The organism is Acidimicrobiales bacterium, from assembly GCA_036378675.1.
GTDB lineage: Bacteria > Actinomycetota > Acidimicrobiia > Acidimicrobiales > Palsa-688 > DASUWA01.
In genome coordinates this window covers 100,173-125,804 of record DASUWA010000054.1, presented here as the reverse complement: position 1 = coordinate 125,804, position 25,632 = coordinate 100,173, and the positions used below count along the sequence as shown (strand labels likewise).

The following is a 25,632-nucleotide window of genomic DNA, read 5'->3' as shown; positions in this document are numbered from 1 at the left end:
GCCGGCCACGCCCCGCGCCGCCGGCCACACCCGCCAAAGGCCACGCCGGCCCAACCCGCTAAACTCCACCGGTCCCCTCGTCGTATCCCCGTGGCAGGAGCGCGTTTCGATGGCTGAAGTAACTCTGGTGGCCGAGGCCGGCCGAACGATCGGCTCGGCGGCGTCGCGCCGCCTGCGGGCTGCCGGACGCATCCCGGCCGTCGTGTACGGGCATGGAGCAGAGGGCCGGTCGGTGTCGGTCGACGGGCGCGAGCTCCGGCACGCGCTCTCAGGCCAGGCGGGCCTCAACCAGCTTCTTTCCCTCAAGATCGGCTCGGAGACCCATCTGGCGCTCGCCCGTTCGCTGCAGCGCCATCCGGTTCGCCACACGGTTCTTCACGTCGACTTCCTGATCGTCCGCCGCGACGAGGTGATCTCCGCCGAAGTTCCGCTGGTCCTGACCGGTGAGGCGAAGGCGGTCGAGCAAGAGCGCGGCCTGGTCGAGCAGCAACTCAACTCACTCACCGTGAAGGCGACTCCGGACAAGATCCCCGGCCACATCGAAGTCGACATCTCCGCCCTCACCATCGGTGAGGCCATTCGGGTCGGCGACCTGAAGCTTCCCGCCGGCGTGACGACCGAGGTGAGCTCCGAAGAGGTGATCGCCCAGGGCGCACTCAGCCGGGCTGCGGCCGAGATCGAAGCGATCGAAGCCGAAGCTGCCGAAGCCGCCGAAGCTGCTGCCGAGGGAGCACCTGCCGAGGGCGAGGCGGCCGCTGCGGGGGCCGGAGCCGGCGAAGGCGAGGGCGCGGCCCCCGGCGAGGGGGCTTCCCAGTCCGAGGAGGGCTAGCTGCTCGGCCGGGCGCGGTCCGGCACCCCTTCGGACCTTCTGGCAGTCGGGCTCGGCAACCCGGGCGCCGAGTACGCGCACACCCGGCACAACGCCGGCGCGGACGTGGTCGCACTCCTTGCCAAGCGGCACGGTGGTCGCCTCAAACGCGGCAAGGAGGATGCTCTCGTCAGCGAGGTGCGCGTGGACAGCCGCCGGCTGGCTCTCGCGTTCCCGCAGACCTACGTCAACGAGTCCGGCCGTTCCGTCACCCGCCTCGTCCGCAGGTTCGGGATCGATGATCTGACCGACCTGGTGATCGTTCACGACGAGCTTGACCTGCCGCTGGGAGTCGTGCGGGTGAAGGCCGGCGGGGGACTAGCCGGCCACAACGGTCTCCGTTCGATCAAAGCGCACCTGCACTCCGACGAGTTCAGCCGGGTGCGTATCGGGATCGGCAAGCCTCCGGGTGGCAAGGAAAAAGGTGCCGACCACGTGCTGAACGCACCCTCCCGAAAGGACCGCGAGGAGCTCGCCGTGAGCATCGAGGTCGCCGCGGACGCGGTCGAATGGATCCTGGAGCACGGCGTTTCTTCCGCCCAGAACCGGTTCAATGGGTGAAGTGCCCGGCACGCCCCCAGCTCCCTCCACAACTCCCGCGGCCAAACCTCCCGCGGCTGCAACTCCCGCGGCCAAAACTCCCGTGGCCGGATCGCCCGCCGCCGTGCTTTCGCCCCTTCTCCCCCTGCTCCGCACCGACGAGACGTTCACCGCTCTGCGCGATCTCCGGAATGCCGTCGTCGCGGTGCCGGAGCCGGCGAGGGCGTTCGCGCTCGCCGGCATAGCCGACGCGTCAGGCCGGCGTCCGCTCGTCGTCGCAGTTGCCACCAACGCTGAGGCGGAACGCCTCGCCAACGACGTCGCCGCGTTCATCGGGGCCGGCGAGGTCGACCTGTGCCCGGCCTGGGAGACCCTCCCGTTCGAGAGGGTCAGCCCGAGCCTCGAGACGATGGGCCGGCGCCTCCGCACGATGTGGCGGCTTCGAAGCGGTTCGGCGCGCACGCCGCGGGTGCTCATCGCGCCGGTCCGCTCCCTGCTGCAACGGCTGGGACCCCACGTCGAGGAAACCGACCCGATCATCATCAACAAGGGCGATCAGGTCGATCCCCAGGACCTCGTCGCCCGGCTGATCTCGTTCGGGTACAGGCGGGAGTACCAGGTCGAGCACCGCGGCGAGGTCGCTGTGAGAGGTTCGATCGTCGACGTCTTCGGGGCCACCGACGACGTCCCCGTGAGGGTCGATCTGTGGGGCGACGAGGTGGACCGTCTGAGCGAGTTCTCCGTGGGAGACCAGCGTTCCACCGGAGATGTCGACTGCGTGGAGCTGTTCGCGTGTCGCGAGGTTCGCCCAACCGAAGAAGTCCGCGACCGTGCGGTCGCGCTCTCCGGGGACGCCCCGTGGGGACGGCAGCAGTGGGAGCGGATCGCCGACGGTCAGGTCTTCGACGGGATGGAGTCGTGGCTGCCGTGGCTAGCGCCGGAGGAGCACCTCCTCGTCGATCTTCTTCCAGACGACGCGCTCGTGGTGCTGGTAGAGCCCCGCCGGATGCGCGACCGCGCGGCCGAACTCCTCGACGAAGAGGCCGCCCTGGCGGGCACGCTCGCGCAGACGTGGGGCGCCGGCGGCGACGATTTCCCCCGCCTGCATCTTCCGTTCGATCGGCTCCTTGCCCACACCAAGGCCGCCGCGTGGACGTTGACCGCGGCCCCGGAGAACCCGGGCACGGAAGTGGTTGCCGCAACCGGGTGGGACCCTGTCGTCGGGGGTGGCGAACGGCTCATGGGGCAGCTGCGCCAGTTCAAGGCCGACGGGTACCGGATCGTCGTGTGCGCGGAAGGGCGGGGAAGTGGCGCCCGGCTTTCCGCGCTCCTCAACGACCACGGCATCGACGCCGCGCTCATCGAGCCAAGCGCCACCGAACCAAACCGCGCCGGGCTGGATGCGCACAAGGCTCTGGCTTCCGCGGGAGCGTCCGTCGTCGTTCAACCCCTCGAGAGAGGTTTCTTGTATCCCGCCGCGAAGATCGCCGTCCTCGCCGAGGGCGACATCACCGGCCGGCGGCGTGCCCATAGGCGCCCTCGCGCCAGGGCCCGCAGCGCGGAGACCTACTTCGACGATCTGAAGACCGGCGCGTACGTGGTGCACTACCAGCACGGCGTCGGGCGTTTTGCAGGCATGGTTCGCCGGTCGATCGCCGGCGTCGAGCGCGACTACCTCCTCCTCGAGTACAAGGGCGGCGACAAGCTCTACGTCCCTTCGGACCAGGTGGACCTGCTGCGCCCTTACACCGGAGGGGAAGCGCCGTCGCTCAACCGCCTCAACGGCTCCGACTGGCAGAAGGCGAAATCGCGTGTGCGCTCCGCGGTCCGCGAGATCGCCCAGGAGCTGGTGGTCCTCTACCAGAAGCGCGTCAACTCCCCCGGCCACGCCTTCGCGCAGGACACGCCCTGGCAAGGGGAGCTCGAATCGGCCTTCCCGTACAACGAGACCCCCGATCAGCTCAAAGCCATCGACGACGTCAAAGCGGATATGGAAGTGCAGGCTCCGATGGACCGGCTCGTTTGCGGGGACGTCGGATTCGGCAAGACCGAAGTGGCCGTCAGGGCTGCGTTCAAAGCAGTTCAGGACGGCAAGCAGGTGGCCATCCTCGTGCCGACCACTCTCCTCGCGGCGCAGCATTTACAGACCTTCTCCGACAGGTACGCCGGGTATCCAGTCCGGGTCGAAATGCTCTCGCGCTTCCTCACCCCCTCGCAGTCGAGGCAGGTCGAGCAGGGGCTTGCCGATGGGTCTGTCGACGTGGTGATCGGTACCCACAAGCTCCTCTCCGAAGGTCTGAAGTTCAAGGATCTGGGCCTGCTGGTCGTAGACGAGGAACAACGCTTCGGGGTTTCCCACAAGGAAGCGATAAAGAAGCTGAGAACTGACGTCGACGTACTGACCCTCACCGCGACTCCAATCCCGAGAACTCTCGAGATGAGCCTGACCGGGATCCGCGACCTCACCCTCCTGCACACACCGCCGGCGGAGCGTCAACCGATCCTCACCTACGTCGGCGAATACGACGAGCGAGCCGTTGCCGAAGCAATCAGGAGAGAGCTGCTTCGTGAAGGCCAGGTCTTCTTCGTCCACAACCGGGTGTCGGACATCGAGAAGGTCGCCGCGGAAGTCCGTGCCCTGGTGCCCGAAGCGAGGGTGGCTGTCGCGCACGGGCAAATGGACGAAGGGGCTCTCGAGAAGGTGGTGTTCGACTTCTGGGAGGGCGAGTACGACGTCCTCGTGTGCACGACGATCATCGAGTCGGGCATCGACATGCCGACCGTCAACACGCTCGTGGTCGATCGCGCGGATCGCCTGGGCCTCGGTCAGCTTCACCAGCTGCGCGGGCGAGTCGGCCGCGCCGGCCAGCGGGCGTATGCGTACCTTCTGTTCCCGCCGGACCAGGTTCTCTCCGAGGACGCCTACGAGAGGCTGCGCACGATCGGTGAGCACACCGAGCTCGGCTCCGGTTTCAAGATCGCCATGCGCGATCTCGAGATCCGCGGCGCCGGGAACCTCCTGGGGGGCGACCAGTCCGGGCACATCGCTGCCGTCGGGTACGACCTGTACGTCCAGATGGTTTCGGAAGCCGTCGCCGAGCTGAAGGGGGAGGAGCTGCGGCCGCCGGCCGAGATCAAGCTCGATCTGCCGATGACCGCGAACCTGCCGGCGGACTACGTGGCCCGGGAGGACCTGCGCCTCGAGGCCTACCGCAGGCTTGCGACGGTCACGACCCACGACGAGGTCGACGACATCGAAAACGAGTGGCTCGACCGCTACGGACCCCTTCCCGACCCGGCGAAGGCGCTGCTGCGCATCGGTCACCTCCGCGCCGAGTGCTCCCGCCTCGGCATACACGAGGTTGCCGTGGTCACCGGCGGAGCCGGCCTCAATGCGGCCGGGTTCACCGCCAGGCTGTCGCCGATCGAGCTGAAGGCCAGCCAGAAGGTCCGGCTCAGCCGGATCGCTCCGAAGGCCGTGTTCAAGGAGGATTCCGGTCAGCTGGTCATACCCCTTCCTCGCGGCGCCGACCCGGCGTCCGACCTTGCCGCCTTGCTAGCCCAGCTAGCCCCGCCGGTAGCATCACCGGCGCCGTGAGACCCCTGACACGACTCCTTCCGACGGCCGCCCTGCTGGCGATCGTCCCCCTAACCGCGACCTCTTGCGACACCTCCCCGTACGCGGCGGTGGCGAACAAGCATGTGATCAAACAGACCGCCCTCAACGCCGAGCTGCGCAACTGGTCCGCCAACAAGCAGTACGTTGCCGCGTTCGACTCCGCGAACGGTCAATCGGGTGTCACGGTCGCTGGTTTCGCACCAGGCACCTACAACTCGGCATGGGTGGCCAGCATCCTCAGCAACATCGTCACGGCGAGCCTCATCCACCACAGTCTCAGCGCGCATCAGCAGGCGCCTGACATCGCGACGCTGTCGGCGGCCCGGGCGGTGAGCGAGATCAGCCAGATCGGGTGGACCAGCTTCACGCCAGCGTTCCGGAACACGCTCTCGATGCGGCTTGCCGAGGACGCCGCCATCACCCCCCCCTCGATCGGTACCGCCACCCTGCAGCGCGTCTACCAACAGTACAAGCAGTACTTCTTCAGCCAGGTCTGCTTGCTGGAAGCGGCGACGTTCTCGCTTCAGCAGGCGCAGCAGCTGAGCGCGAGCACTAACCCCGGCGGCTCCGAGGTGTGTTACGACCAGGCCCGGTTCGAAAACCAGTCATCGGGTTTCCGGCAGGCGGTCATGCAGCTCGGTGTCAACGGCGTATCGCAGCCGATCAAGACCAGCTACGGGTACCAAGTCGTGCAGGTAACCAGCCGAACCGACATCGGCTTCACCCCCCAAGTTCAGCGGACCATTTCGGTCGCGATCATCAACGCACAGGGGGCGCCGAACACCGTCGTGCAGGGCCTCCTAACTTCCGCGAGGGTCAAGGTCAACCCCGAGTACGGCAGCTGGAGCCAAGGCCAGGTGGTACCGCCCAAGAGTCCCGGCTCTTCCCAGTGAGGACGACCGGCCGGGTCGTTGTTGTAGGCCTCGGTCCGGGCGACCCCGCACTTATCACCGCAGCGGCATCGTCAGAGATCGACCGCGTCGTGACGAGGTTTGTGCGCACCTCGCGGCACCCCAGCGCGCATCTTGTAGAGCCGGCGCTTTCGTTCGACCTTTTATATGACCGAGCCTCGAGCCTCGACCAGGTCTACGCAGGGATCGTCGACTCGCTCGTCGAGGCCGCGCTCGCCGAAGGCGAGGTCCTCTACGCGGTGCCCGGCTCGCCCCTGGTCGCCGAGAGATCCGTCGACCTTCTGCGCGCGGACAAGCGCATCGAAACGCTCGTGCTGCCCGCTATCTCGTTCCTCGACCTGGCCTGGGCGGCGCTCGAGGTCGACCCCTTACGAGCCGGCGCAAGAGTCATCGACGGTCACCGCTTTTCTGTCGAAGCCGCCGGCGAGAGCGCGCCGATGCTCGTAGCCCAGTGCGACACGCAACTGGTGCTGTCGGAGATCAAGCTGGCGATCGACGATGGCCCAGAAGTGACGGTGCTCCAGCGCCTCGGTCTCCCCGATCAAACGATCACCAACGTCGCGTGGGCCGACCTCGACCGGGTGACCCCGGACCACCTGACCACCATCTGGATACCCGGGCTTGCCGATCCGGTGGCCGCGGAGCTCGCCCGGTTCGACGAACTGGTCCGAACCTTGCGTGCCCGTTGTCCCTGGGACAGCAGGCAGACCCACCGCTCTCTCACCCGGCATCTCCTCGAGGAGACCTACGAGGTTCTGGAGGCCATCGACGACCTTAAGGACGACGAACCATCCGGCTACGCGCATCTCGAAGAGGAGCTGGGCGACCTCCTCTTCCAGGTCGTCTTCCACGCGACCCTGGCCGCCGAGGCCGGGCAGTTCACCCTCGCCGATGTCGCCCGGGGAATCCACGACAAGCTAGTCGAGCGCCACCCGCACGTGTTCGGCGCGCCGGGCCAACCGATGCCGAACTGGGAGGAGCTGAAGAAGGCGGAGAAGGGGCGCTCCAGCGTGATGGACGGCGTTCCCGGGAGCCTCCCGTCGCTGCTGTACGCGTTCAAGGTCCAGTCGAAGGCGGCTTCGGTGGGTTTCGACTGGAAAAATGCGGCCGGCGCGTGGCCCAAGATCCGCGAGGAGCTCGGCGAGCTCGAGCAGGCGATCGGCACCTCCGACCACGCCGTCAACGAGGAGCTGGGCGACGTGCTGTTCTCCGTTGTCAACGTGGCGCGCCATCTCGGCGTCGATCCGGAAGCTGCGCTGCGAGACGCGTCTGCGAAGTTCAGGGAGAGGTTCATGGCGGTTGAGCGGCTGGCAGCCGACAGAGGAGTCGAAGTCAACGACGAGCTTTGGGACGAGGTGAAGGCTTCGAGGCCGCCGACCTAGTAACTTTTTCAACACTGTTAACAGGAGCCACATCACCACCAGAAGATGAGCGAGATCGATCAGCTGATAGGGAGGGAGATCCTCGACTCCCGTGGCAACCCCACCGTCGAGGTGGAGGTCCTGCTCGAGTCGGGCGCGACCGGGCGAGCCGCGGTGCCGTCCGGCGCGTCGACGGGCACGCATGAGGCGGTCGAACTGCGCGACGGAGGCGACCGCTACCTCGGGAAGGGCGTGGGTCGCGCCGTAGCCAACGTCAACGGGGAGATCGCCGACGCGGTCATCGGCCTCGAGGCCCTGGACCAGCGTGGCCTGGACAGCGCGCTCATCGATCTCGACGACACCCCCAACAAATCACGGCTCGGTGCGAATGCCATCCTCGGTGTCTCGCTCGCCGTCGCCCACGCCGCGGCCGAAGAAGTGGGGCTCCCCCTGTACCGGTACGTGGGTGGCGCCGGCGCGCACGTGCTGCCGGTGCCGATGATGAACGTCATCAACGGCGGCGCCCACGCAGACAACAACGTCGACCTTCAGGAGTTCATGATCGTCCCAACCGGCGCCGCCTCGTTCAGCGAAGCGCTTCGGTGGAGCACGGAGATCTACCACCGCCTCAAGGGAGTCCTTCACGAGCGTGGTCTTTCGACGGCGATAGGCGACGAAGGTGGCTTCGCTCCGAACCTCCCCTCGAACGAAGAGGCCCTGAAAGTGCTGGTCGAGGCCATCGACAGGGCGGGACGGTCACCCGGGGACGATGTCTGCTTGGCGGTCGACGCTGCGGCCAGCGAGTTCTACAAGGACGGCGCATACCAGCTCGCCGGTGAGGGACGCGCGCTGGCAGCGGGCGAGTTCGCGTCTTACTTGGCCGATCTGTCCGCTCGGTACCCGATCGTCTCGATCGAGGACGGCATGGCCGAGGACGACTGGGACGGCTGGGCCGAACTGACCCGATTGCTCGGATCGACGACCCAGCTCGTGGGCGACGACATCTTCGTCACAAACGAGGAACGGTTGAGCCGCGGCATCGAGGCCGGTGTGGGCAACGCGATCCTCGTGAAGGTCAACCAGATCGGAACGCTTTCGGAGACGCTGGATACGATGTCGACCGCCTCGCGCGGATCGTACGCTTCGGTCATGTCCCATCGGTCTGGCGAGACCGAGGACACGACCATCGCCGACCTCGCGGTCGCGACCAACTGCGGGCAGATCAAGACCGGAGCTCCGGCTCGTTCTGACCGGGTCGCCAAGTACAACCAGCTGCTTCGGATCGAGGGCGGTCTGGGTGACTCCGCGCGGTATCCAGGTAGGAAGGCGCTGGCTCCCCTGTGAGGAACGCGGTCAGGGCGCTGCTAGTTGCAGTCGTGGTCGGCGGGATCATGTTCCTGTTCCTGTGGCCGGCGAGAACCTGGCTCGAGCAGAGCCGGGCGATGTCCACTGCGCAGCGCCGCGAGAGCGTTCTCGCGCGCGAGAACTCCGTCCTCGCCAATCGGGTCGCCCAACTGCGCAGCACCGCGTATATCGAGCAGGTCGCACGCCAGCAGTACGGGCTCGTGATGCCCGGCGAGAAGGCTTACGGGATCCTCCCGCCGGCGGCGACCACCACCGTTCCGCCGACTTCGGGAGAGTCGTCGAATCACGGCAAGGGTTAGCTGAGCTAGCTTCGCTGGCGTGAGCATTCTCGGTAATCGGGTCCTCCGCCGCGAGGACCCCAAGTTCCTCACCACCGGCGGCGTCTACGGAGACGACCTTCCCCTGGACGGCGCGCTGTGGGTCACCTTCGTCAGGTCCCCTGAGGCGCACGCACGGATCGTCTCCATCGACAGCAGCGAGGTGAAGGCGCGTCCCGGAGTCGTTGCGGTTTACACCGCTGACGACATACCGATCGGCCCGCTCCCAGCCGGTCTGCCGGGCATTCCTGAAGTGATGGCCAGAACCCCGCTCGCCAAGGACGTCGTCCGTTTCGTCGGCGAACCGGTCGCGATGGTGTTGACCGAGGAGCGCTACCAGGGCGAGGACGCAGCCGAGGCGGTGCTCGTGGACTACGACCCGCTGCCTGCCGTAATTGATCCGATTCGCGCGCTCGAGAGCGAAGTGCACCTGTTCCCGGAGCACGGTTCGAACGTCGCGACCGATTTCCGCGAGCCTCTGCCCGAGGGGTTCTTCGACGGCTGCGAGGTAGTCGTTCGCCAGCGGATGCTCAACCAGCGGGTCGCTCCCTGCCCGCTCGAGGTTCGATCCACTGCGGCGGACTGGTCCGGCGGGAAGCTGACCTTGTGGCTTTCGACCCAGGCACCTCATGGAGCGAAGGACGGCTTAGTCGGGGCGTTCGGACTCGACGCATCCAACGTGAGGGTCATCGCCCCCGACGTGGGCGGAGGTTTCGGGGCCAAGATGATCTACCCGGAGGATGTCGCCGTCGCCTGGGCAGCTCGCGAAACAAACAGGCCGGCCCGCTGGACGGAGACCCGCTCGGAGAGCATGCTGGCCCTTGGTCACGGCCGCGCGCAGGTACAGGACATCGCGATCGGTGGCACGCGCGACGGAAACGTCCTCGCCTACAGACTCGAGGTAGTCCAAGACGCCGGCGCGTACCCCGCGATCGGCGCGTTCCTGCCTTTCCTCACCCGGATGATGGCGCCGGGCACCTACTCGATCCCCAAGATTTCCGCGTCTGCGGTTGCGGTTGCGACCAACACCACCCCGATCGGCGCCTACCGGGGTGCCGGACGTCCAGAGGCGACCGCCGCTATCGAGCGGGCTATGGATCTCTTCGCCGCCGAGATCGGAGCCGACCCGGCCGAGGTACGGCGCAAGAACCTTGTCGCAACTGATGCTTTCCCCTACAGCACGGCCACGGGCTTCGTGTACGACAGCGGCGACTACGCCAGGGCTTTGGATCTGGCTCTCGAGGCATCGGGCTACGAGAAGCTGCGCGAGGAGCAGAAGCGACGGCGCAGCGCAGGTGGCCCGCTCCAACTCGGGATCGGGGTGTCCACGTATGTGGAGATCACCAACGGCGCCGGCGACACCGGCGAGCTGGCCGTTGTCGAGGTCCTGCCCAGCGGTAAGGCCCGCGTGTTCACCGGTAGCTCGCCGCACGGGCAGGGGCACGTGACGGCCTGGTCGATGCTCGCCTCCGAGCAGCTCGGGATCCCGATGGAAGACATCGAGGTCATCGCCAACGACACCGATCTCGTCGCTTCCGGCATCGGTACTTTCGGGTCGCGCTCCCTGCAGTCCGGGGGCCTGGCCGTGCACGAAGCCTCGATCCAGTTGGTGGACGAGGCGCGCAAGGTCGCGGCGACGATGCTCGAGGCCAACCCGGACGACGTCACTCTCGACCGGGTGGACGGACGCTTCCACGTCGCGGGAACGCCGGCAGTGTCGAAGACGTGGGCAGAGGTGGCGAAAGAGTCCGGTGGCGAGTCAGGGATCCGGGTGGAGCACCGGTCGGCTCCTGCGTCGCCGACGTTTCCCTTCGGTGCGCACGTCGCAGTGGTCGAGGTCGACGTCGAGACCGGCCGGGCGCGCCTTGACCGTCACGTCGCGGTGGACGACGCCGGCACCATCATCAACCCGCTCCTTGCCGAAGGACAGCGCCACGGCGGCATCGCGCAGGGCGCCGCGCAGGCGCTGATGGAGGAAGTGCGCTACGACGACGACGGCAACCCGGTCACCGCGAACCTGGCCGACTACGCGATGATCTCGGCTGCGGAACTTCCAAGCTTCGAGCTCGTTCCTATGGAGACGCCGACTCCGGTCAACGCGTTGGGCGCGAAGGGGATCGGGGAGTCGGGGACGATCGGTTCGACTCCGGCGATACAGAGCGCCGTGGTGGACGCGATCTCGCATCTCGGTGTCCGGCATATCGACATGCCGGTGGCGCCCGACAGGATATGGACGGCGTTGCAGCAGGCGAGAACCTGATCTTTGAGAGAGACAAGGGGGAAGCTATGAAGATTTCAATGACCGTGAACGGCGAGGTGCGCGAGCACGACGTCGAGCCTCGCACTTTGCTGGTCCACTACATCCGCGACGTCGTCGGGTTGACGGGGACGAACATCGGATGCGACACCTCTTCGTGCGGCGCGTGCACCCTTCTGTTGAACGGGGAGTCGGTCAAGTCGTGCACCATGCTGGCCGCCCAGGCCGACGGCATGGACATCACGACCATCGAGGGCTTGGCGGACGGCGATCGGATGCACCCGATGCAGGAGGCCTTCCGCGAGAACCACGCACTCCAGTGTGGGTACTGCACGCCGGGCATGGTGATGGCCGCGGTGTCTCTGTTGAAAGAGCATCCCGACCCTACCGAACGGGAGGTGAGGGAAGGGCTCGAGGGGAACCTCTGCCGCTGTACCGGCTACCACAACATCGTGCAGGCGGTCCTCGCTGCCGCGAAGGGCTCGACGGTGGGGGCGATCACGTGACCGCCGTTGATTCTCCGGCCGCGGTAGTAGGCACCAGGATGCGCCGCCGGGAGGACCCGGCGCTGCTGACGGGCGAGGCGCGCTTCGTGGCCGATCTTGCGGTGCCCGGGGCGCTCAGTGTTGCCGTGGTGCGCAGCACCGCCGCGCACGCGCGGATCCGGTCGATCGATGTCAAAGCCGCACTCTCGATGCCGGGAGTCGTGGCCGTCTTCACGGGTGAGGACCTGCGCGACGAATGGGCCGGACCGCTTCCTTGCGCGTGGACCGTCACCGAGGACATGAAGACGCCCGCCCACCTTCCGTTGGCGGTCGGCAAGGTGTCGTACGCCGGCGAGGGCGTGGCGGTCGTAGTCGCGCACAGCGAGTATGAGGCTCACGACGCGGCGGACGCGGTCGTCGTCGACTACGAGCCGCTCCCACCCGTGCTCGATCTCGAGGAAGCGTCGACTGATCGGGTCGTGATCCACGACGACCTCGGAAGCAATGTCAGCTACACGTGGGAGCTCGATCCCGATCCGGGCGCCGTGGACAGGGCCTTCTCAGAGGCGGCGCACACAGTGTCGGAACGGTATGTGCAACAACGACTGATCCCTTCTCCGATGGAACCTCGCGGAGTCGTCGTCGTTCCGCACCCGTTCGGAGGGGACTTCACTGTCTATTCCTCGACCCAGATTCCGCACATCCTCAAAGTGATGCTTTCCCTTTCCGTCGGCGTCTCGGAGACCAGCCTCCGCGTGGTGGCCCCCGCGGTCGGCGGGGGCTTCGGATGCAAACTGAACGTTTATGCCGAGGAGGCGCTTGCACTCGCACTCGCCCGAAAGATGCGCCACCCGGTGCGATGGGTGGAGGAGCGGACGGAACACTCGCAGGCCACCATTCAGGGTCGTGGACAGGTCCAGCACATAGAGCTGGCCGCCGACAAGACCGGGAAAATAACCGCAGTTCGCGTCAAGCTGCTCGCGGACTTGGGCGCCTACCTGCAGCTGGTAACGCCCGGCATTCCGCTGTTGGGAGCGTTCCTGTACGGCGGGGTCTACGACGTCGGTGCGTACTCTTTTTCGTGTACCGGGGTTTTCACGACCAAGACCCCGACCGACGCGTACCGCGGGGCAGGACGACCGGAAGCCACCTACGCGATCGAGCGGGCGATCGACGCGCTTGCGGCAAAAGTGAGCGCCGACCCGGCCGAGATCCGAAGGCGGAACTTCATCGCGGCCGACAAGTTCCCCTACAACTCGGTCGCCGGGCTCGTCTACGACAGCGGGAACTACGCGGGAGCCCTCGAGCGGTGCCTCCATCTCGCTCACTACGACGACCTGAGGGCTGAGCAAGCTCGCCGGCGGGAATCGAAGGACACCCGCCAGATCGGAATCGGCCTCTCGTCATACTGCGAGATGTGCGGCCTGGCACCGAGCCGGGTGCTTGCGTCGCTGAACTTCGGCGCCGGTGGCTGGGAGGCCGCAACCGTGCGCATCTTGCCGACCGGCAAGGCTCAGGTGGTGACCGGGTCGTCACCCCACGGCCAGGGACACGTGACTTCGTGGTCGATGATCGTCGCCGACAAGCTCGGAGTCGCCCCCGAAGACGTTGAGGTGATCCACGGGGACACCGCGACCTCGCCTTACGGACTCGATACCTACGGTTCTCGTTCTCTGTCGGTCGGCGGTACAGCGGTCTTCCTTGCGACCGATCGGGTGATCGGCAAAGCCCGCAAGATCGCGGCCCACCAACTCGAAGCCGCGGAGGACGACATCGAATTCGTTGGCGGGGAGTTCAGTGTCAAGGGCTCACCCGACCGGGCGATGCCGCTCGCAGCGGTGGCCTTCGAGGCTTTCACGGCGCACAACCTGCCGGACGGGATGGAGCCGAACCTCGAGGCGTCCAGCCATTACGACCCGCCGAACTTCACTTTCCCTTTCGGGACCCACGTCGCAGTGGTCGAGGTGGACACAGAAACCGGCGCGGTGCGACTAGAGCGCTACGTCGCAGTCGACGACTGCGGCAACCAGATCAACCCGATGATCGTCGAAGGGCAGATCCACGGTGGAATCGTCCAGGGGGTCGCGCAGGCGCTGTGGGAGGAAGCTTCCTACGACGAGGAAGGCAACCTGGTCTCCTCGAGTCTGATCGACTACCTCGTGCCGTCTGCCGCGGAAGTGCCGAGCTTCGAAACCGACCACACGGTGACGCCGAGCCCCACCAACCCGATGGGAGTGAAAGGCGTCGGAGAGGCCGGGACGATCGGCTCGACGCCGGCAGTCATCAACGCGATCTGCGACGCGCTCGCCCCTTACGGGGTCCATGACATAACCATGCCGGCCAGCCCTCAACGGGTGTGGCAGGCGCTGAAGGAGGTAAGCCAGTGATACCGGCCGCTTTCGACTACTGCCGCGCTTCCAGCCTGCAGGAGGCATTGCAGTTTCTCTCCGACGGCGGTGAGGACGCCAAGCTCATAGCGGGTGGTCATTCGTTGCTGCCTCTGATGAAGCTTCGGCTTGCGGCGCCGTCGTTGCTGGTCGACATCGGCCGGCTGGGTGACCTCTCGTACGTCAGGGAGAGCAACGGACAGATCTCAGTCGGCGCACTGACCCGCCATCGCGACCTCGAGACCAACGAGTTGTTGAAGTCGCATGCGCCGCTACTCGCGCACGTCGCCAGCCAGGTCGGCGATCCGCAGGTTCGCCACCGTGGCACTATCGGTGGTTCGATAGCTCACGGCGATCCGGCTTCCGACCTACCAGCGGCATGTCTCGCGCTCGGGGCGACGTTCGTCGCGGAGGGGCCCGGAGGGAGGAGAGAGATCGATGCCGGCGACTTCTTCGAGGGTTTTCTGGAGACCGCTTTGCGGCCGGACGAAATCCTCACCGAGATCAACCTCCCGAAGGCGACGGGATCGGGATGGTCGTTCCAGAAGTTCAACCGGCGGGCACAGGATTGGGCGATCGTCGGCGTCGCCGCCGTCGCTGGAGAACGCCCGGGTGTGGCCCTGGTGAACATGGGCCCGACCCCCTTGCGCGCGACCTCGGTGGAGTCGGCTCTCGGGTCGGGGGCCTCCGCGAGCGAGGCCGCGGCACACGCTTCCGACGGACTCGATCCGCCCGAGGACCTCAATGCGAGCGCCGACTATCGCAGGCACCTCGCGACCGTCCTCGTTCGCAGAGCGCTACAAGAAGCAGGTGTCGCTTAGCCTGTAGGCGTGGCCGCTTCGACCAGCCAGCTGACGGTAGACGACGTTTCGGACGCCCTCGCCGGCCAGGGATACCTCGCCGACGAGGGCTTGGCGACGTCGATATTCCTTGCAGTCGTTCTGCACCGTCCGCTCTTTCTGGAGGGCGACGCAGGTGTGGGGAAGACCGAGGTCGCCAAGGTCCTGTCGGCGTGGACCGGCGGGGAACTGTTGCGACTGCAGTGCTACGAGGGGATCGACGTCTCGCAGGCGGTTTACGAGTGGGACTACGCCCGCCAGCTTCTGCATCTGCGGGCTGCCGAGTCCGGAGGCGCGGCGGCGGTCGAGGACGACGTCTACTCCGAGCGTTTCCTGGTCAGGCGGCCCCTCCTTCGGGCGATCGATCACACTGCCGACGCACCTCCGGTGCTCCTCATCGACGAGGTCGACCGTTCCGACGATGAGTTCGAGGCGTTCCTCCTCGAGTTTCTCTCCGAATACGCGGTGACCATTCCCGAGCTTGGAACCTTCAAGGCTATTGAGCCGCCGCTGGTCATCATCACGTCGAACCGGACCCGCGACGTTCACGACGCGCTCAAGCGGCGCTGCCTCTATCACTGGGTCGAGCACCCGGATTTCGATCGCGAGGTCGCGATCGTGCGACTCAGGGCTCCAGAGGCCGTGCCCGAGCTGGCCCGGCAAGTGGCAGGCGCGGTCGAAGCGCTGCGCGGTATGCACCTCTACAAGCCTCCCGGCGTTGCCGAATCGATCGATTGGGCGGCTTCGCTTGCTGCGCTCGGTTGCAGCGACATAGACGCACGGACTCTCGACCTCACCCTCGGTACGGTCCTCAAGTACCAGGAGGACCAGCAGCGGGTCAGAGCCACCGGAGTCGACGAGCTGGTGCGCGCGGCGCTCCGCAGGGGGATCTGAAGAAACGTGGCTGCAGCCGACCGGATAGTGACCGGGTTCTGCGTCGCGTTGCGCGGCGCGGGGTTGATCGTGCCGACCGGATCCGTCGTTACGTTCGCGAACGCCTTGTCGCGGGTCGGGCTCGAAGACGAAGGTCGCGTTTATTGGGCCGGCCGGGCAACGCTCGTTCGCCGACCCGAGGACGTCCGCACCTTCGATCGTGTCTTCGATTCGTACTGGCGCAACCGAGTGGCGGGCGTGTTGGACGCCGTCTCCGAGCCGCCGCCCCTCAGCCTGGGCGTCGACGATGAAGACGCCGGCGGCGAAGACGAGCCCCAGGGCGTGTCGCCTGCGGGCGAAGTTCTCGCGGTTCGGTACTCGGCCGTCGAGGTGCTGCGCCGTCGTGATCTGGCCAGACTGAACCAGTCCGAGTGGGCGCAGGCCCGGCGCTTGATCTCGGCTCTTCGGGTGTCGTCCGAGCTCCGCCCGTCGCGCCGGCGCCGTCCAGCGCGCGGTCACGGTCGCGGCCATCCCGACCTGCGAGGCACCGTTCGGCGCAACCTGCGCCGCGGCGGCGTCCCGATAGAGCGGGCGTGGAAGGTGGAAGTGATGCGCCCGCGGAGGGTCGTTTTCCTGCTTGATGTTTCCGGGAGCATGGAGCCATACGCGCGAGCGCTGGCCAGGTTCGCTCACGCAGCGGTGGGATCCCGGAGGATCGGCCAGGTCGAGGTCTTCGCCTTCGGTACCAGGCTGACCAGGATCACCAAGCAGCTCGCCTGCCGTGATCCTGATGCAGCCTTGGGCTCGGCCACAGGATCCGTCGAGGACTGGTCGGGCGGGACCCGGATCGGCTCTGTGCTGCAGGAATTCAACGACCGCTGGGGCGTGCGAGGCATGGCGCGCGGCTCGATTGTCGTCGTCTGCTCCGACGGATGGGACCGGGGCGACCCCGAGCTGGTCGGTAGCGAAATGGCCCGTTTGTCCCGAGTCGCTCACCGGGTGGTCTGGGTGAACCCTCTCAAAGCATCACCGGGGTACGCGCCGCTTGCGCGAGGGATGGCTTCGGCCTTGCCGTACATTCACCAGTTCGTGGAAGGACACGCAGTCATGTCGCTGGAGCAACTGGCCGGCGTCATCGCGGGCACGGAGCCGGTTACCAGGACCAACAAGCTGGTGATCTCAGGCAAGGAGTCAGTCTCGTGAAGGAAGTTCTGAAAGACATCGAGCGCTGGAAGGGCGAAGGGAAGAGGGTCGCCTTGGCTCGCGTGGTCGGTCTCGACGGTTCCGGGCCCCGACTGCCGGGAGCGACGATGGCAGTGTCCGAGGCCGGCGAGGTCGCGGGTTCGGTGTCGGGAGGATGCGTCGAAGGCGCAGTGGTGACCGAGGCGCTGGACGTGCTCGGCGGCGATGGTGTGCCCAGGCTGTGCACCTTCGGCTACTCGGACGACGAAGCCTTCGCGGTCGGATTGACGTGCGGCGGAACCATCCGGGTCTTCGTGGAGCCGCTCGACTGGTGACCTCCATGTTCGAGAGGTTGGCCGAGGCTCTCCGTCGGGAGGAGCCGGCGGCGCTTGCGGAGGTGGTCGAAGGTCCCGACGAGTTGCTCGGCGGGAAGTTGCTGCTGCTTCCCGGGCCGCCCCGGGAATTGCTCGGCACCCTTGGCGATCCCGACCTCGACCGGGTCGTCGCCCGAGACGCGGAAGGCGAGCTCGCGGCCGGCCTGACAGCCACCCGCCACTACGGGCTGCACGGCGAAGCCCGTGCCCGGGACGTATCGGTCTTCATCGAGTCGTTCGCTCCGCCGCCGAAGATGGTCATTTTCGGGGCGGTCGACTTCACCGCTGCGCTGGCCAAGGTGGCGAAGGTCCTGGGCTACAGAGTGACCGTGTGCGACGCGAGGCCGGTGTTCGCGACCACGGCGCGCTTCCCCATGGCGGACGAAGTCGTCGTCGCCTGGCCGGACAAGCATCTCGACGATATTGGCGAAACCCTCGGGCCGCGCGACGTGGTGTGCGTTCTCACCCACGACCCGAAGTTCGACGTGCCGGCGATCGTCGCCGCGCTGCGCACCCGGGTCGGATATCTCGGGGCGATGGGTTCGCGCCGCACGACCGAGGATCGGGAGTCACGGCTGCGCGAGGCCGGAGTAGACGACGCGGGCCTCGCCCGGGTGATGGGCCCCATCGGCCTCGACATCGGCGCCCGGACACCAGAAGAGACAGCGGTCGCCATTTGCGCGGAGATCATTGCGCTTCGGACCGGCCGTCCCGCGCCATCGCTGCGGGACAAGCTCGGCGCCATTCACGGGGATCTTGCCGTTACAGGCGGCTCGGGCGCAGGCGGTCCGGGCACGGGTGGTCAGGTCTGACCGCCACCGCGGCAGTGGTTCTGGCGGCCGGCGGCGGCCGGCGCTTCGACGGGTCCGGCCAGGGACTCAAGCTGCTGGCGCCGTTCCGGGGACGGCCGCTCGTTTCATGGGCGGTTCAGGCCGCGGTCGACTCGGCGATAGGTCCCACTTGGGTGGTGTCCGGCGCGCTGGACCTCTCCGGTTCGCTCCCGGCCGGGGCCAGGCTCATCACCAACACAGGGTGGGCTGATGGCCAGGCGACCTCGCTCCAAACGGCCGTGAGGACTGCACGCGAAGAAGGGCTCGGCGCGATCGTCGTGGGCCTGGCCGACCAGCCGCTCATACCCGCGTCGGCGTGGCGCGCCATAGCAACCAGCGACGCACCGATAGCTGTTGCCACCTACGATGGGATTCGCCGTAATCCGGTCAGGCTTTCGGCCGCAGTGTGGGACCTGCTTCCCTCCGCCGGCGACGAGGGAGCCCGATCGGTGTTCCGGCACCGGCCGGAGCTGGTCCAGGAAGTCCCCTGCGAAGGCGACCCGGTAGACATCGACACTCGAGAGGATTTGCGCAAATGGAGCTGACCAACGACTTCAGGGTGGGCATATCGGTGCCCGACGCCTGGAAGGTTCTCACCGACGTCGAGCGGATCGCACCGATGCTTCCGGGCGCACAGCTCCAGGAGGTCGAGGGCGATGAGTACCGCGGGGTGGTGAAGGTCAAGGTCGGCCCGATAACCGCTCAGTACAAAGGAGTCGCCAAGTTCGTCGAACGTGACGAAGCGGCGGGGAAGGTCGTGCTCTCGGCTTCGGGGCGTGACACGCGCGGCCAGGGAAACGCGAGCGCCACCATCAGCGTCGCGATGCAGCCAGACGGCGACGGCACCAAGGTCAGCGTGGTCACCGACCTGACGGTCACCGGCAAGGTGGCCCAGTTCGGTCGCGGGGTGCTCGGCGAGGTCAGCACCAAGCTGCTCGGACAGTTCGTCGATGCCCTCGAAGCCGACCTCGCATCGAATACCGGCGGTGGCGGTGGAGCCCCGGAAACCGCAGGCTCGAACGAAAGCCCGGATACAGCTGAGGCGGGACAGCCCGACCCCGGCTCGATTAGCGCCGCGGCCGCGGCGACCGGTCTGGCCGAAGCCGCCGTCAAGGCCGGCGTCGTTGGCGACTCCGCGGAATCGCCGTCGACCAACGGCTCGGCCGCAACAGGGCCGAGACGCATCGAAGGACCGGAAGCCGAGCCGGTGGACCTACTTGCCATGGCCGGAGGCTCGACGTTGAAGCGACTCGTTCCCGCAGCCGGGGTAGTCGTGTTGATCCTTGTCGTCATCGCACGCGGAAGGGCCCGCAGGCTCAAGCGGATCGCCTCGGCCGTGCTTCCCTAAAGGCCGGCCGGCCTTAACGACTCTTCCCTCAATGAATGCAATGGACTTCCGACAACGGGAGGCAGACCGCAGGCGGGTGGCCGAGCTACTCGGTCGTGAACCGCGGGGAGAATTCTCCGTCGTCGCTCGCGACGAAGGCGGGGATCCGCTGGTCATCTGCAACGGCCCGGTCCTCACTGACGGGACTCCTATGCCTACCCGTTACTGGCTGGTCGGGGAGCGAGCCAGGCGCGCGGTGGACCGCCTCGAAGCCGCGGGCGGGGTGCGCGCCGCCGAAGCCGCGGTGGACCCCAAAGCACTCGCTGCGGCGCACGAGACTTACGCTCGTGAGCGCGACGCTCAGCTGCCTTCCGGCTGGACGGCCCCTCGGCCCGCAGGTGGAGTCGGCGGTACGCGACGCGGGGTCAAATGCCTGCACGCTCATTACGCCTGGTACCTCGCCGGCGGAAACGATCCAGTAGGGAGGTGGGTGGCCGACCAGCTCGCCGGCGAGTTCGCGCCCCCATACCAGGCAAGTTCAGACCAGCCAGGCGACGACAGTGGTCCGGTCGCAGCGGTCGACTGCGGGACCAACTCCACGCGTCTGCTGGTCGCCGCCTCCGACGGCAACCCGATCGAGCGGCTGATGCGCATAACCCGGCTTGGGGAGGGCGTCGATGTGAACAACCGGCTCAGCGCCGGCGCGATCGAACGCACTCTTTCGGTTCTCCGCGAGTACCGCACGGTCATGGACCGGCACGGGGTGACCAGGGCGAGGATGGCAGCCACGTCAGCCGCCCGGGACGCGAGCAACCGGGAAGAGTTCTTCTCCGGAGCGACCGAGGTCATCGGTGCTCACCCCGAGCTGCTCGGCGGAGACGAGGAGGGTCGCCTTTCATTTGTGGGAGCGACACGCGAACTCGACCCGGCTACCGGCCCCTGGCTCATGGCCGATATCGGCGGGGGCTCAACGGAGATCGCCTTCGGTGACGCCGCCGGCGGATCTCCGTCGATCGTGCGCTCCCTTCAGATCGGCTGTGTGCGGATCACCGAGCGGTTCCTCGCCGAGGATCCGCCGACCCCCGCCAGCGTCGGTGCCGCTCGTAGCTTCGTTGCTGGACTTCTCGACGAAACTTCAGCGGCACATCCCTCCCTTCGCGACGCGAGGACCCTTCTCGGGCTCGCCGGCACCGTTGCCGCGCTCGCGGCCATCGAGCAGCGCCTCGACCACTACGACCGCGCGCGCGTTCACCACCACACGCTGACACGGGCGAGCGTGGAGAACCTCTTGAAGGTGCTGGGCGGCGAACCCGCGGCCGAGCGTCGCCGGCGCCCCGGGATGGAGGCCGACCGGGCGGACGTCATAGTGGGCGGCACCCTCGTGCTCGCCGAGATCATGCGCCACTTCGGTTTCGACGCTTGTCTCACCTCGGAGGCCGACATCCTCGACGGGATGGTGATGAGCTTGGTCGGACCGCAGGGCGGGATGGGCTGACCTGCCGTCTAGCATCGACGGCCATGGTTCTCTCCGACCGAATTCTGATGGGCCCCGGGCCTTGCAACCCGTACCCGGAGGCGACCGAGGGGCTTACCCGGCCGATGCTCGGGCACCTCGACCCAGAGTTCATCCGGATCCTCGACGAGACGTGCGAACGACTGCGCAAGGTGTGGCAGACCGCGAACCTGCTCACTCTTCCCGTGTCGGGTACCGGGTCGGCCGGCATGGAGGCCGCGTTCGTGAACCTGGTCAGCCCGGGTGACACGGTCGTCGTCGGCGTCAACGGGCTGTTCGGCGAGCGCATGTGTGACGTGGCCAGCCGCTGCAGGGCCGAAGTCGTTCGGGTGGACTTCCCGTGGGGCGGACCGGTCGATCCGGACGTGCTCCTCTCGGCGCATCCCTCGCCCAAGGTGATCGCCCTGGTGCACGCCGAAACGAGTACCGGTGTCCGAAACGATGTTGCAGCCGTGGCAGCCGGCAAGAAGGACGCGCTGGTGCTGTCGGACTGTGTCACGTCCCTGGGCGGCATCCCGGTTGACATAGACGGCTGGGGGATCGACGTCGCCTACAGCGGGACCCAGAAATGCCTGGGCGTGTCGCCGGGGCTGGCTCCGTTCACTCTCGGATCGGTTGCATGGGAGCGCAGGAACCCGGCCCCTCAAAGCTGGTACCTCGACCTCGGAATGATCGGCGACTACACGTCGGGTACGGCGCGCAAGTACCACCACACCGCGCCGATCGCGATGATCATGTCCCTTCATGCAGCACTGGGCGCACTCCTCGAGGAGGGGCTCGAGGCTGCGTGGGCCCGGCATGCCGAATGTGGCCGTCAGCTGCAAGACGGACTCCAGAAAATCGGATTGGAGCTGTGGGCCGCCGAAGGCCATCGTCTCCCCGAGCTCACCACGGTTCTCGTGCCCGAAGGCGTGGATGACGCCGTTGTTCGGAGGACGCTGCTGAACCATTACGGGATCGAGATCGGAGGCGGGGTAGGACCGTGGGCCGGCAAGGTGTGGCGGATCGGCTGCATGGGCCACACCGCTCGCGCCCGCAACGTGACGCTCCTTCTCGCCGCCCTCGGCGAAATACTTGGCCGGTGAGCTGGCTCGGGAGCAACCGGACCTCGGCACCTGCGCTCACCGGCAGACGGGTGCTGTTGCGGCCACTCGCTCCCTCGGACTTCGATGCCTGGAGGGAAGTGCGTGTCCGCTCGCGGGACTGGCTTGTCAAGTGGGAGCCTCGTCCGCTTCCGGGACAACCCGACGCGACCGAAGACCGGCGCGTCTTCGCTGCAAGGTGCGGCGCCCGCGAGCGCGAGCGCCAGCTCGGCAGCGGGTACGGGTTCGGCATCTTCGTCGGACGGGACCGAGAGCGATTCGCAGGTGAGATCAACTTGGGTACGGTGCAGCGCGGCCCGTACCAGAACGCTTACGTCGGGTACTGGATCGACGAAGCCGTAGCCGGCAACTCGTACGTGCCGGAGGCGTTCGTGGTTCTCTGCCGCTTCGCGTTCGAGGACCTCGCACTGCACCGGCTTCAAGCGTCGATCATCCCGAGGAACCGACCTAGCCATCGAGTCGCGGAGAAGCTCGGGCTTCGAAACGAGGGCATCGCTGTTCGCTATCTCCAGATCAACGGAGTATGGGAGGACCACGTCCGATACGCGATCACCGCCGAGGAGTGGGCAGAGCGACGCGACGCCTATCTAGCCGATTGGATCCTCGCCGACGACGGAACTTAGGTGCTCCGGACCACGGCGGGGGAGTGGCGGAAGAACGCCTCGACGTCGCCCTCGTACCGGTACGCCGGCTCGGGTTCTCCCACGACTCCGCGAAGCCGTAGCTCCTCGACGAAGTGGCGGACCGCGCCGGCAGTCGTGAACATGTAGCGGAATCCCGCCGACTTCAGCTTGCTGTTGTCGACTCCCCGGCCGTAACGGAGCAGGTCGAGCGCTTCAGGCGGAAGGTTCAGCAGGCCAATTCGTTTGAGCGGTGCGGCAGCGAATCCGGTGGCCACCGGGCTCAGGTAGAGCGGCAACTTCCCGGCGATCGCGCGGACTTCTGACCACGGCAACCGGCCGTCAGCGGCGACGTTGTACGCCCCCTCGAGGCCCGAATCCACGACAAACCGAATCGCCCGAACGACGTCTTCCTGTTCGACGAACTGAATCTGCGGGTCGAAGCCGGCGATCGTCGGTATCGCCGGCATGGAGATAGCTCTGGACAGCGCAGTGGTCAGATGGTTTCCCAGGACGTTGGCGCAGCGTAGGACCGCGACACCGACTCCAGGATTGTCCTCGGCGAAAGACCGCAGGTAGCTCTCCGCCTCTACCAAGGAACGCTCGATGCGGGTACGGGCAGAAGATGTTCGCGGTGTTTCCTCGCGAAACCAGGTGGGATCCTGGCGCGACGATCCATACACGAGCGAGGAGGACTTTACGACCAGCGAACGAACCCGGCTCTCCTCGGAGCCGGCCGCCGCGACAAGGTTCATCGTGCCGATCACGTTCTTCTCGTGGATCCGTCTCTCAGGCACGAGCGCCGAGTTCACGACGAGTCCCGCGTGCACCACCGTGTCGACCTGCGTGGCTTTGAGGAGTCTCGCCAGGATCGAATAGTTGTCGTCGGTACGCACGAACTCAGTCCGATCGAGCGCGACAGTCGGCTCTTCGCTGTCCAACCCGACGACCACTTCGAAATGCGGATCCCGTTCGAACTCTTGGGCCAACCTTCCGCCCCAGAACGTGGCGAGGCCCGTGATGAGGATGCGGCGTCCCAAATCTTTACCCGAACCACACGCTGCGCCGCTGGCGCAGCATGTCGTAGATGTTCGACTGCATGTTTCGCCTTATCGATTCGGCCTCTTCGAATACACGGCTCTTCGGATACCGGTCCTGGTCGGGCTCGATGTCGAAGAACACCGGATCGAGAACCCGGATCTTGATCTTCGCCGGGAAGTAACCGAGCAACCCCAGCGGGCCGAGCAGCAGCATGTTCGCGGTGATCGGCACGTAGGGAACGTGCAGGATTCGAGCCAGCCGGTTCGATTTGGTGAGCAGAGGCATGGTCTCCTCGGCGCCGATGACCACCATCGGTACGACGGGCACTCCGGCGCGCATTGCAATCTCGACGAACCCCCCTCGACCGAAACGACGGAGCCGGTATCTCTCCGAGAAGATCTTGCCAGTACCCTTGGTGCCCTCCGGGAACACGAGGACCAGCTGGCGCTGGTCGCGCAGCAAGCGGTAAGCGTTGTCGGGGTGGGCGGCGACCCCCCCGCCTCGGGCCCACGCGGTCCCCACGACGGGCATCGATCGGAACAGGAAGTCGGCGAGGCCGTAAACGGGTCTTCCGAGCTCTTCCTCAACGCCGTGCATGATCACCGGCGCGTCGGTCGGAATGGCGCCGGCGTGATTGGCGATCAGCAGGGCTCCGCCTGCGCGTGGAATCTTCTCGAGCCCCTCCCATTCCACCCTGAACCAGTGCCGGTAAAGCGGTTGGTACACCTGGCGCAGAAGGGTTCGGGTTGATTCCGAGCGGCCCCACTCGTCGACGTCGCTCAGACGGTCCTCGGCCAGCTGATCGTTCTGCTCGCGTGGGATCGGCAGCGGGACGAGGGAAGCCCCTCGCGACGGATGCTCGGATAGCCCGGCCGGTGGCACGCTAAGAGCTTCGCACAATCCGGCCGCTATCCCGGCAGCCGTCCGGCCCTTTCGGGCGGGGCGTATCGATACACCACCCGCCCCGCCACCGACGACCTGGGCACCGGGCCAAAGTCGCGGCTGTCGGTGCTGGCTCCCTGGTTGTCTCCCCTCACATCCACGAGCCCGGACGCGATCGACTGGACCCTTTTGACGAGCAGTCGGTCAGGTTGTCTGGGATCACGGACGGCGACTACGTGCCCGGGCCGCACGCAGATGGCCGGAACGACCAGGATCCGGTCGCCTGGCTCGAAGGCCGGGCGCATGCTGTCGCCCGAAACCGCGACCCGGTGGAATCTCCACCTGCTGGATCCGACCAGGGTGATCATCGCCGCAACGCCCAGGGTGAAACCGAGCCTTCGGGTTCTGCGGCGTCCGGGAGACTGGGTAGGGTGAGGGCGTTCACAAACCATGGATAGGAGCTCCGGCTATGTCGCTTGTTTCTCGCGCCCTCAGCTTCGCCGATCGTCTGAGCGAACCGCGCACCGGATACGCACACTGCGATCTCCCGTGCGGGGTCTACGACCCGGCTCAGGCGCGTATCGAGGCGGAATCTGTCAAGGGTTGCATGGAGAAGTTCAATGCCTCGGATGACAACGTGTTCAAGACCCGAGCGGTCTTCATCAAAGAGGAGCGGGCCGAACTTGTAAAGCACCATCTGTGGGTGCTGTGGACCGATTACTTCAAGCCGGTTCATCTCGAGAAGTACCCGCAGCTGCACGAGCTCTTCTGGAACGCGACAAAGGCCGCCGGAGAAGCCAAGAAGACCAACGACACCGCGGCCGCGGACGACCTTCTGGCGAAGATCGCGGAGATCGACAAGATCTTCTGGGAAACCAAGAAGTAGAGCTTCCGTATCTGTCCGGAGGGGCCCTACGTGCAGGGCCCCTCCAGCGCGT

General features: G+C 66.7%; 24 protein-coding genes. 21 read left to right on the top strand and 3 right to left on the bottom strand.

Features of this window, described 5'->3' with window-relative positions; all coding sequences use genetic code 11:
* Positions 1-109 precede the first annotated feature (109 nt).
* From VFZ97_17150 to VFZ97_17055, 20 genes are read left to right on the top strand one after another with little or no spacing between them, the layout of a single operon-like run.
* On the top strand, positions 110-829 hold the full coding sequence (locus tag VFZ97_17150; GenBank protein HEX6395164.1) for a 50S ribosomal protein L25: 720 nt from the start codon (positions 110-112) through the stop codon (positions 827-829).
* Positions 830-1,429: an aminoacyl-tRNA hydrolase gene (pth, locus tag VFZ97_17145; protein ID HEX6395163.1), complete on the top strand. Its 600-nt coding sequence runs from the start codon at positions 830-832 to the stop codon at positions 1,427-1,429.
* A 1-nt stretch (position 1,430) separates the two neighbouring features.
* Positions 1,431-5,006, top strand: coding sequence for a transcription-repair coupling factor (gene mfd, locus VFZ97_17140; protein HEX6395162.1), 3,576 nt, complete (start codon positions 1,431-1,433; stop codon positions 5,004-5,006).
* The gene (locus tag VFZ97_17135; GenBank protein ID HEX6395161.1) at positions 5,003-5,920 is read left to right on the top strand and encodes a peptidylprolyl isomerase; all 918 of its coding nucleotides are present in this window, start codon (positions 5,003-5,005) and stop codon (positions 5,918-5,920) included. Before mfd ends, VFZ97_17135 begins: the two co-directional genes overlap by 4 nt.
* Positions 5,917-7,320: a nucleoside triphosphate pyrophosphohydrolase gene (mazG, locus tag VFZ97_17130; protein HEX6395160.1), complete on the top strand. Its 1,404-nt coding sequence runs from the start codon at positions 5,917-5,919 to the stop codon at positions 7,318-7,320. Before VFZ97_17135 ends, mazG begins: the two co-directional genes overlap by 4 nt.
* Before the next feature lie 45 nt (positions 7,321-7,365).
* Complete coding sequence (gene eno, locus VFZ97_17125; GenBank protein ID HEX6395159.1) at positions 7,366-8,643, top strand: phosphopyruvate hydratase; 1,278 nt, start codon at positions 7,366-7,368, stop codon at positions 8,641-8,643.
* Positions 8,640-8,963, top strand: a complete 324-nt coding sequence (locus VFZ97_17120) for a septum formation initiator family protein (protein HEX6395158.1) — start codon at positions 8,640-8,642, stop codon at positions 8,961-8,963. The genes eno and VFZ97_17120 overlap by 4 nt, the downstream gene beginning before the upstream one ends.
* A gap of 19 nt (positions 8,964-8,982) precedes the next feature.
* Positions 8,983-11,241, top strand: a complete 2,259-nt coding sequence (locus tag VFZ97_17115; GenBank protein ID HEX6395157.1) for a xanthine dehydrogenase family protein molybdopterin-binding subunit — start codon at positions 8,983-8,985, stop codon at positions 11,239-11,241.
* Positions 11,242-11,267: 26 nt separating this feature from the next.
* Positions 11,268-11,744, top strand: coding sequence for a (2Fe-2S)-binding protein (locus tag VFZ97_17110; GenBank protein HEX6395156.1), 477 nt, complete (start codon positions 11,268-11,270; stop codon positions 11,742-11,744).
* A complete protein-coding gene (locus tag VFZ97_17105; protein ID HEX6395155.1) occupies positions 11,741-14,110 on the top strand; it encodes a molybdopterin cofactor-binding domain-containing protein in 2,370 nt (789 codons plus the stop codon). The genes VFZ97_17110 and VFZ97_17105 overlap by 4 nt, the downstream gene beginning before the upstream one ends.
* Complete coding sequence (locus VFZ97_17100) at positions 14,107-14,931, top strand: xanthine dehydrogenase family protein subunit M (GenBank protein ID HEX6395154.1); 825 nt, start codon at positions 14,107-14,109, stop codon at positions 14,929-14,931. The genes VFZ97_17105 and VFZ97_17100 overlap by 4 nt, the downstream gene beginning before the upstream one ends.
* Before the next feature lie 9 nt (positions 14,932-14,940).
* Positions 14,941-15,843 carry a MoxR family ATPase gene (locus VFZ97_17095; GenBank protein HEX6395153.1) on the top strand — a complete coding sequence of 301 codons (903 nt, stop codon included), beginning with the start codon at positions 14,941-14,943 and terminating at the stop codon, positions 15,841-15,843.
* Between the two features lie 6 nt (positions 15,844-15,849).
* Complete coding sequence (locus tag VFZ97_17090) at positions 15,850-17,025, top strand: VWA domain-containing protein (protein ID HEX6395152.1); 1,176 nt, start codon at positions 15,850-15,852, stop codon at positions 17,023-17,025.
* A complete protein-coding gene (locus VFZ97_17085) occupies positions 17,022-17,339 on the top strand; it encodes an XdhC family protein (GenBank protein ID HEX6395151.1) in 318 nt (105 codons plus the stop codon). Before VFZ97_17090 ends, VFZ97_17085 begins: the two co-directional genes overlap by 4 nt.
* A gap of 5 nt (positions 17,340-17,344) precedes the next feature.
* Positions 17,345-18,190, top strand: coding sequence for an XdhC family protein (locus VFZ97_17080; protein HEX6395150.1), 846 nt, complete (start codon positions 17,345-17,347; stop codon positions 18,188-18,190).
* Positions 18,191-18,204: 14 nt separating this feature from the next.
* Positions 18,205-18,753: a nucleotidyltransferase family protein gene (locus VFZ97_17075; GenBank protein HEX6395149.1), complete on the top strand. Its 549-nt coding sequence runs from the start codon at positions 18,205-18,207 to the stop codon at positions 18,751-18,753.
* Positions 18,744-19,556 carry an SRPBCC family protein gene (locus VFZ97_17070; protein HEX6395148.1) on the top strand — a complete coding sequence of 271 codons (813 nt, stop codon included), beginning with the start codon at positions 18,744-18,746 and terminating at the stop codon, positions 19,554-19,556. The genes VFZ97_17075 and VFZ97_17070 overlap by 10 nt, the downstream gene beginning before the upstream one ends.
* Before the next feature lie 31 nt (positions 19,557-19,587).
* Positions 19,588-21,030, top strand: a complete 1,443-nt coding sequence (locus VFZ97_17065) for a DUF501 domain-containing protein (GenBank protein ID HEX6395147.1) — start codon at positions 19,588-19,590, stop codon at positions 21,028-21,030.
* 23 nt (positions 21,031-21,053) lie between these two features.
* The gene (locus VFZ97_17060; protein HEX6395146.1) at positions 21,054-22,133 is read left to right on the top strand and encodes an alanine--glyoxylate aminotransferase family protein; all 1,080 of its coding nucleotides are present in this window, start codon (positions 21,054-21,056) and stop codon (positions 22,131-22,133) included.
* Complete coding sequence (locus tag VFZ97_17055) at positions 22,130-22,774, top strand: GNAT family protein (protein HEX6395145.1); 645 nt, start codon at positions 22,130-22,132, stop codon at positions 22,772-22,774. Before VFZ97_17060 ends, VFZ97_17055 begins: the two co-directional genes overlap by 4 nt.
* Here VFZ97_17055 and VFZ97_17050 read toward each other — a convergent pair.
* The 3 genes from VFZ97_17050 to sodX are packed head-to-tail and all read right to left on the bottom strand — an operon-like array spanning position 22,771 to position 25,062.
* Positions 22,771-23,811, bottom strand: a complete 1,041-nt coding sequence (locus VFZ97_17050; GenBank protein ID HEX6395144.1) for an NAD-dependent epimerase/dehydratase family protein — start codon at positions 23,809-23,811, stop codon at positions 22,771-22,773. The genes VFZ97_17055 and VFZ97_17050 overlap by 4 nt on opposite strands.
* Positions 23,812-23,815: 4 nt before the next feature.
* Positions 23,816-24,694 (bottom strand): lysophospholipid acyltransferase family protein, encoded by an 879-nt coding sequence (locus VFZ97_17045; GenBank protein HEX6395143.1) that lies wholly within the window; start codon positions 24,692-24,694, stop codon positions 23,816-23,818.
* 26 nt (positions 24,695-24,720) lie between these two features.
* Positions 24,721-25,062: a nickel-type superoxide dismutase maturation protease gene (sodX, locus tag VFZ97_17040; protein HEX6395142.1), complete on the bottom strand. Its 342-nt coding sequence runs from the start codon at positions 25,060-25,062 to the stop codon at positions 24,721-24,723.
* A 101-nt stretch (positions 25,063-25,163) separates the two neighbouring features.
* On the opposite strand from sodX, the gene sodN reads away from it, so the two are divergent.
* Positions 25,164-25,580: a superoxide dismutase, Ni gene (gene sodN / locus VFZ97_17035; protein HEX6395141.1), complete on the top strand. Its 417-nt coding sequence runs from the start codon at positions 25,164-25,166 to the stop codon at positions 25,578-25,580.
* The last annotated feature ends 52 nt before the right edge of the window (positions 25,581-25,632 follow it).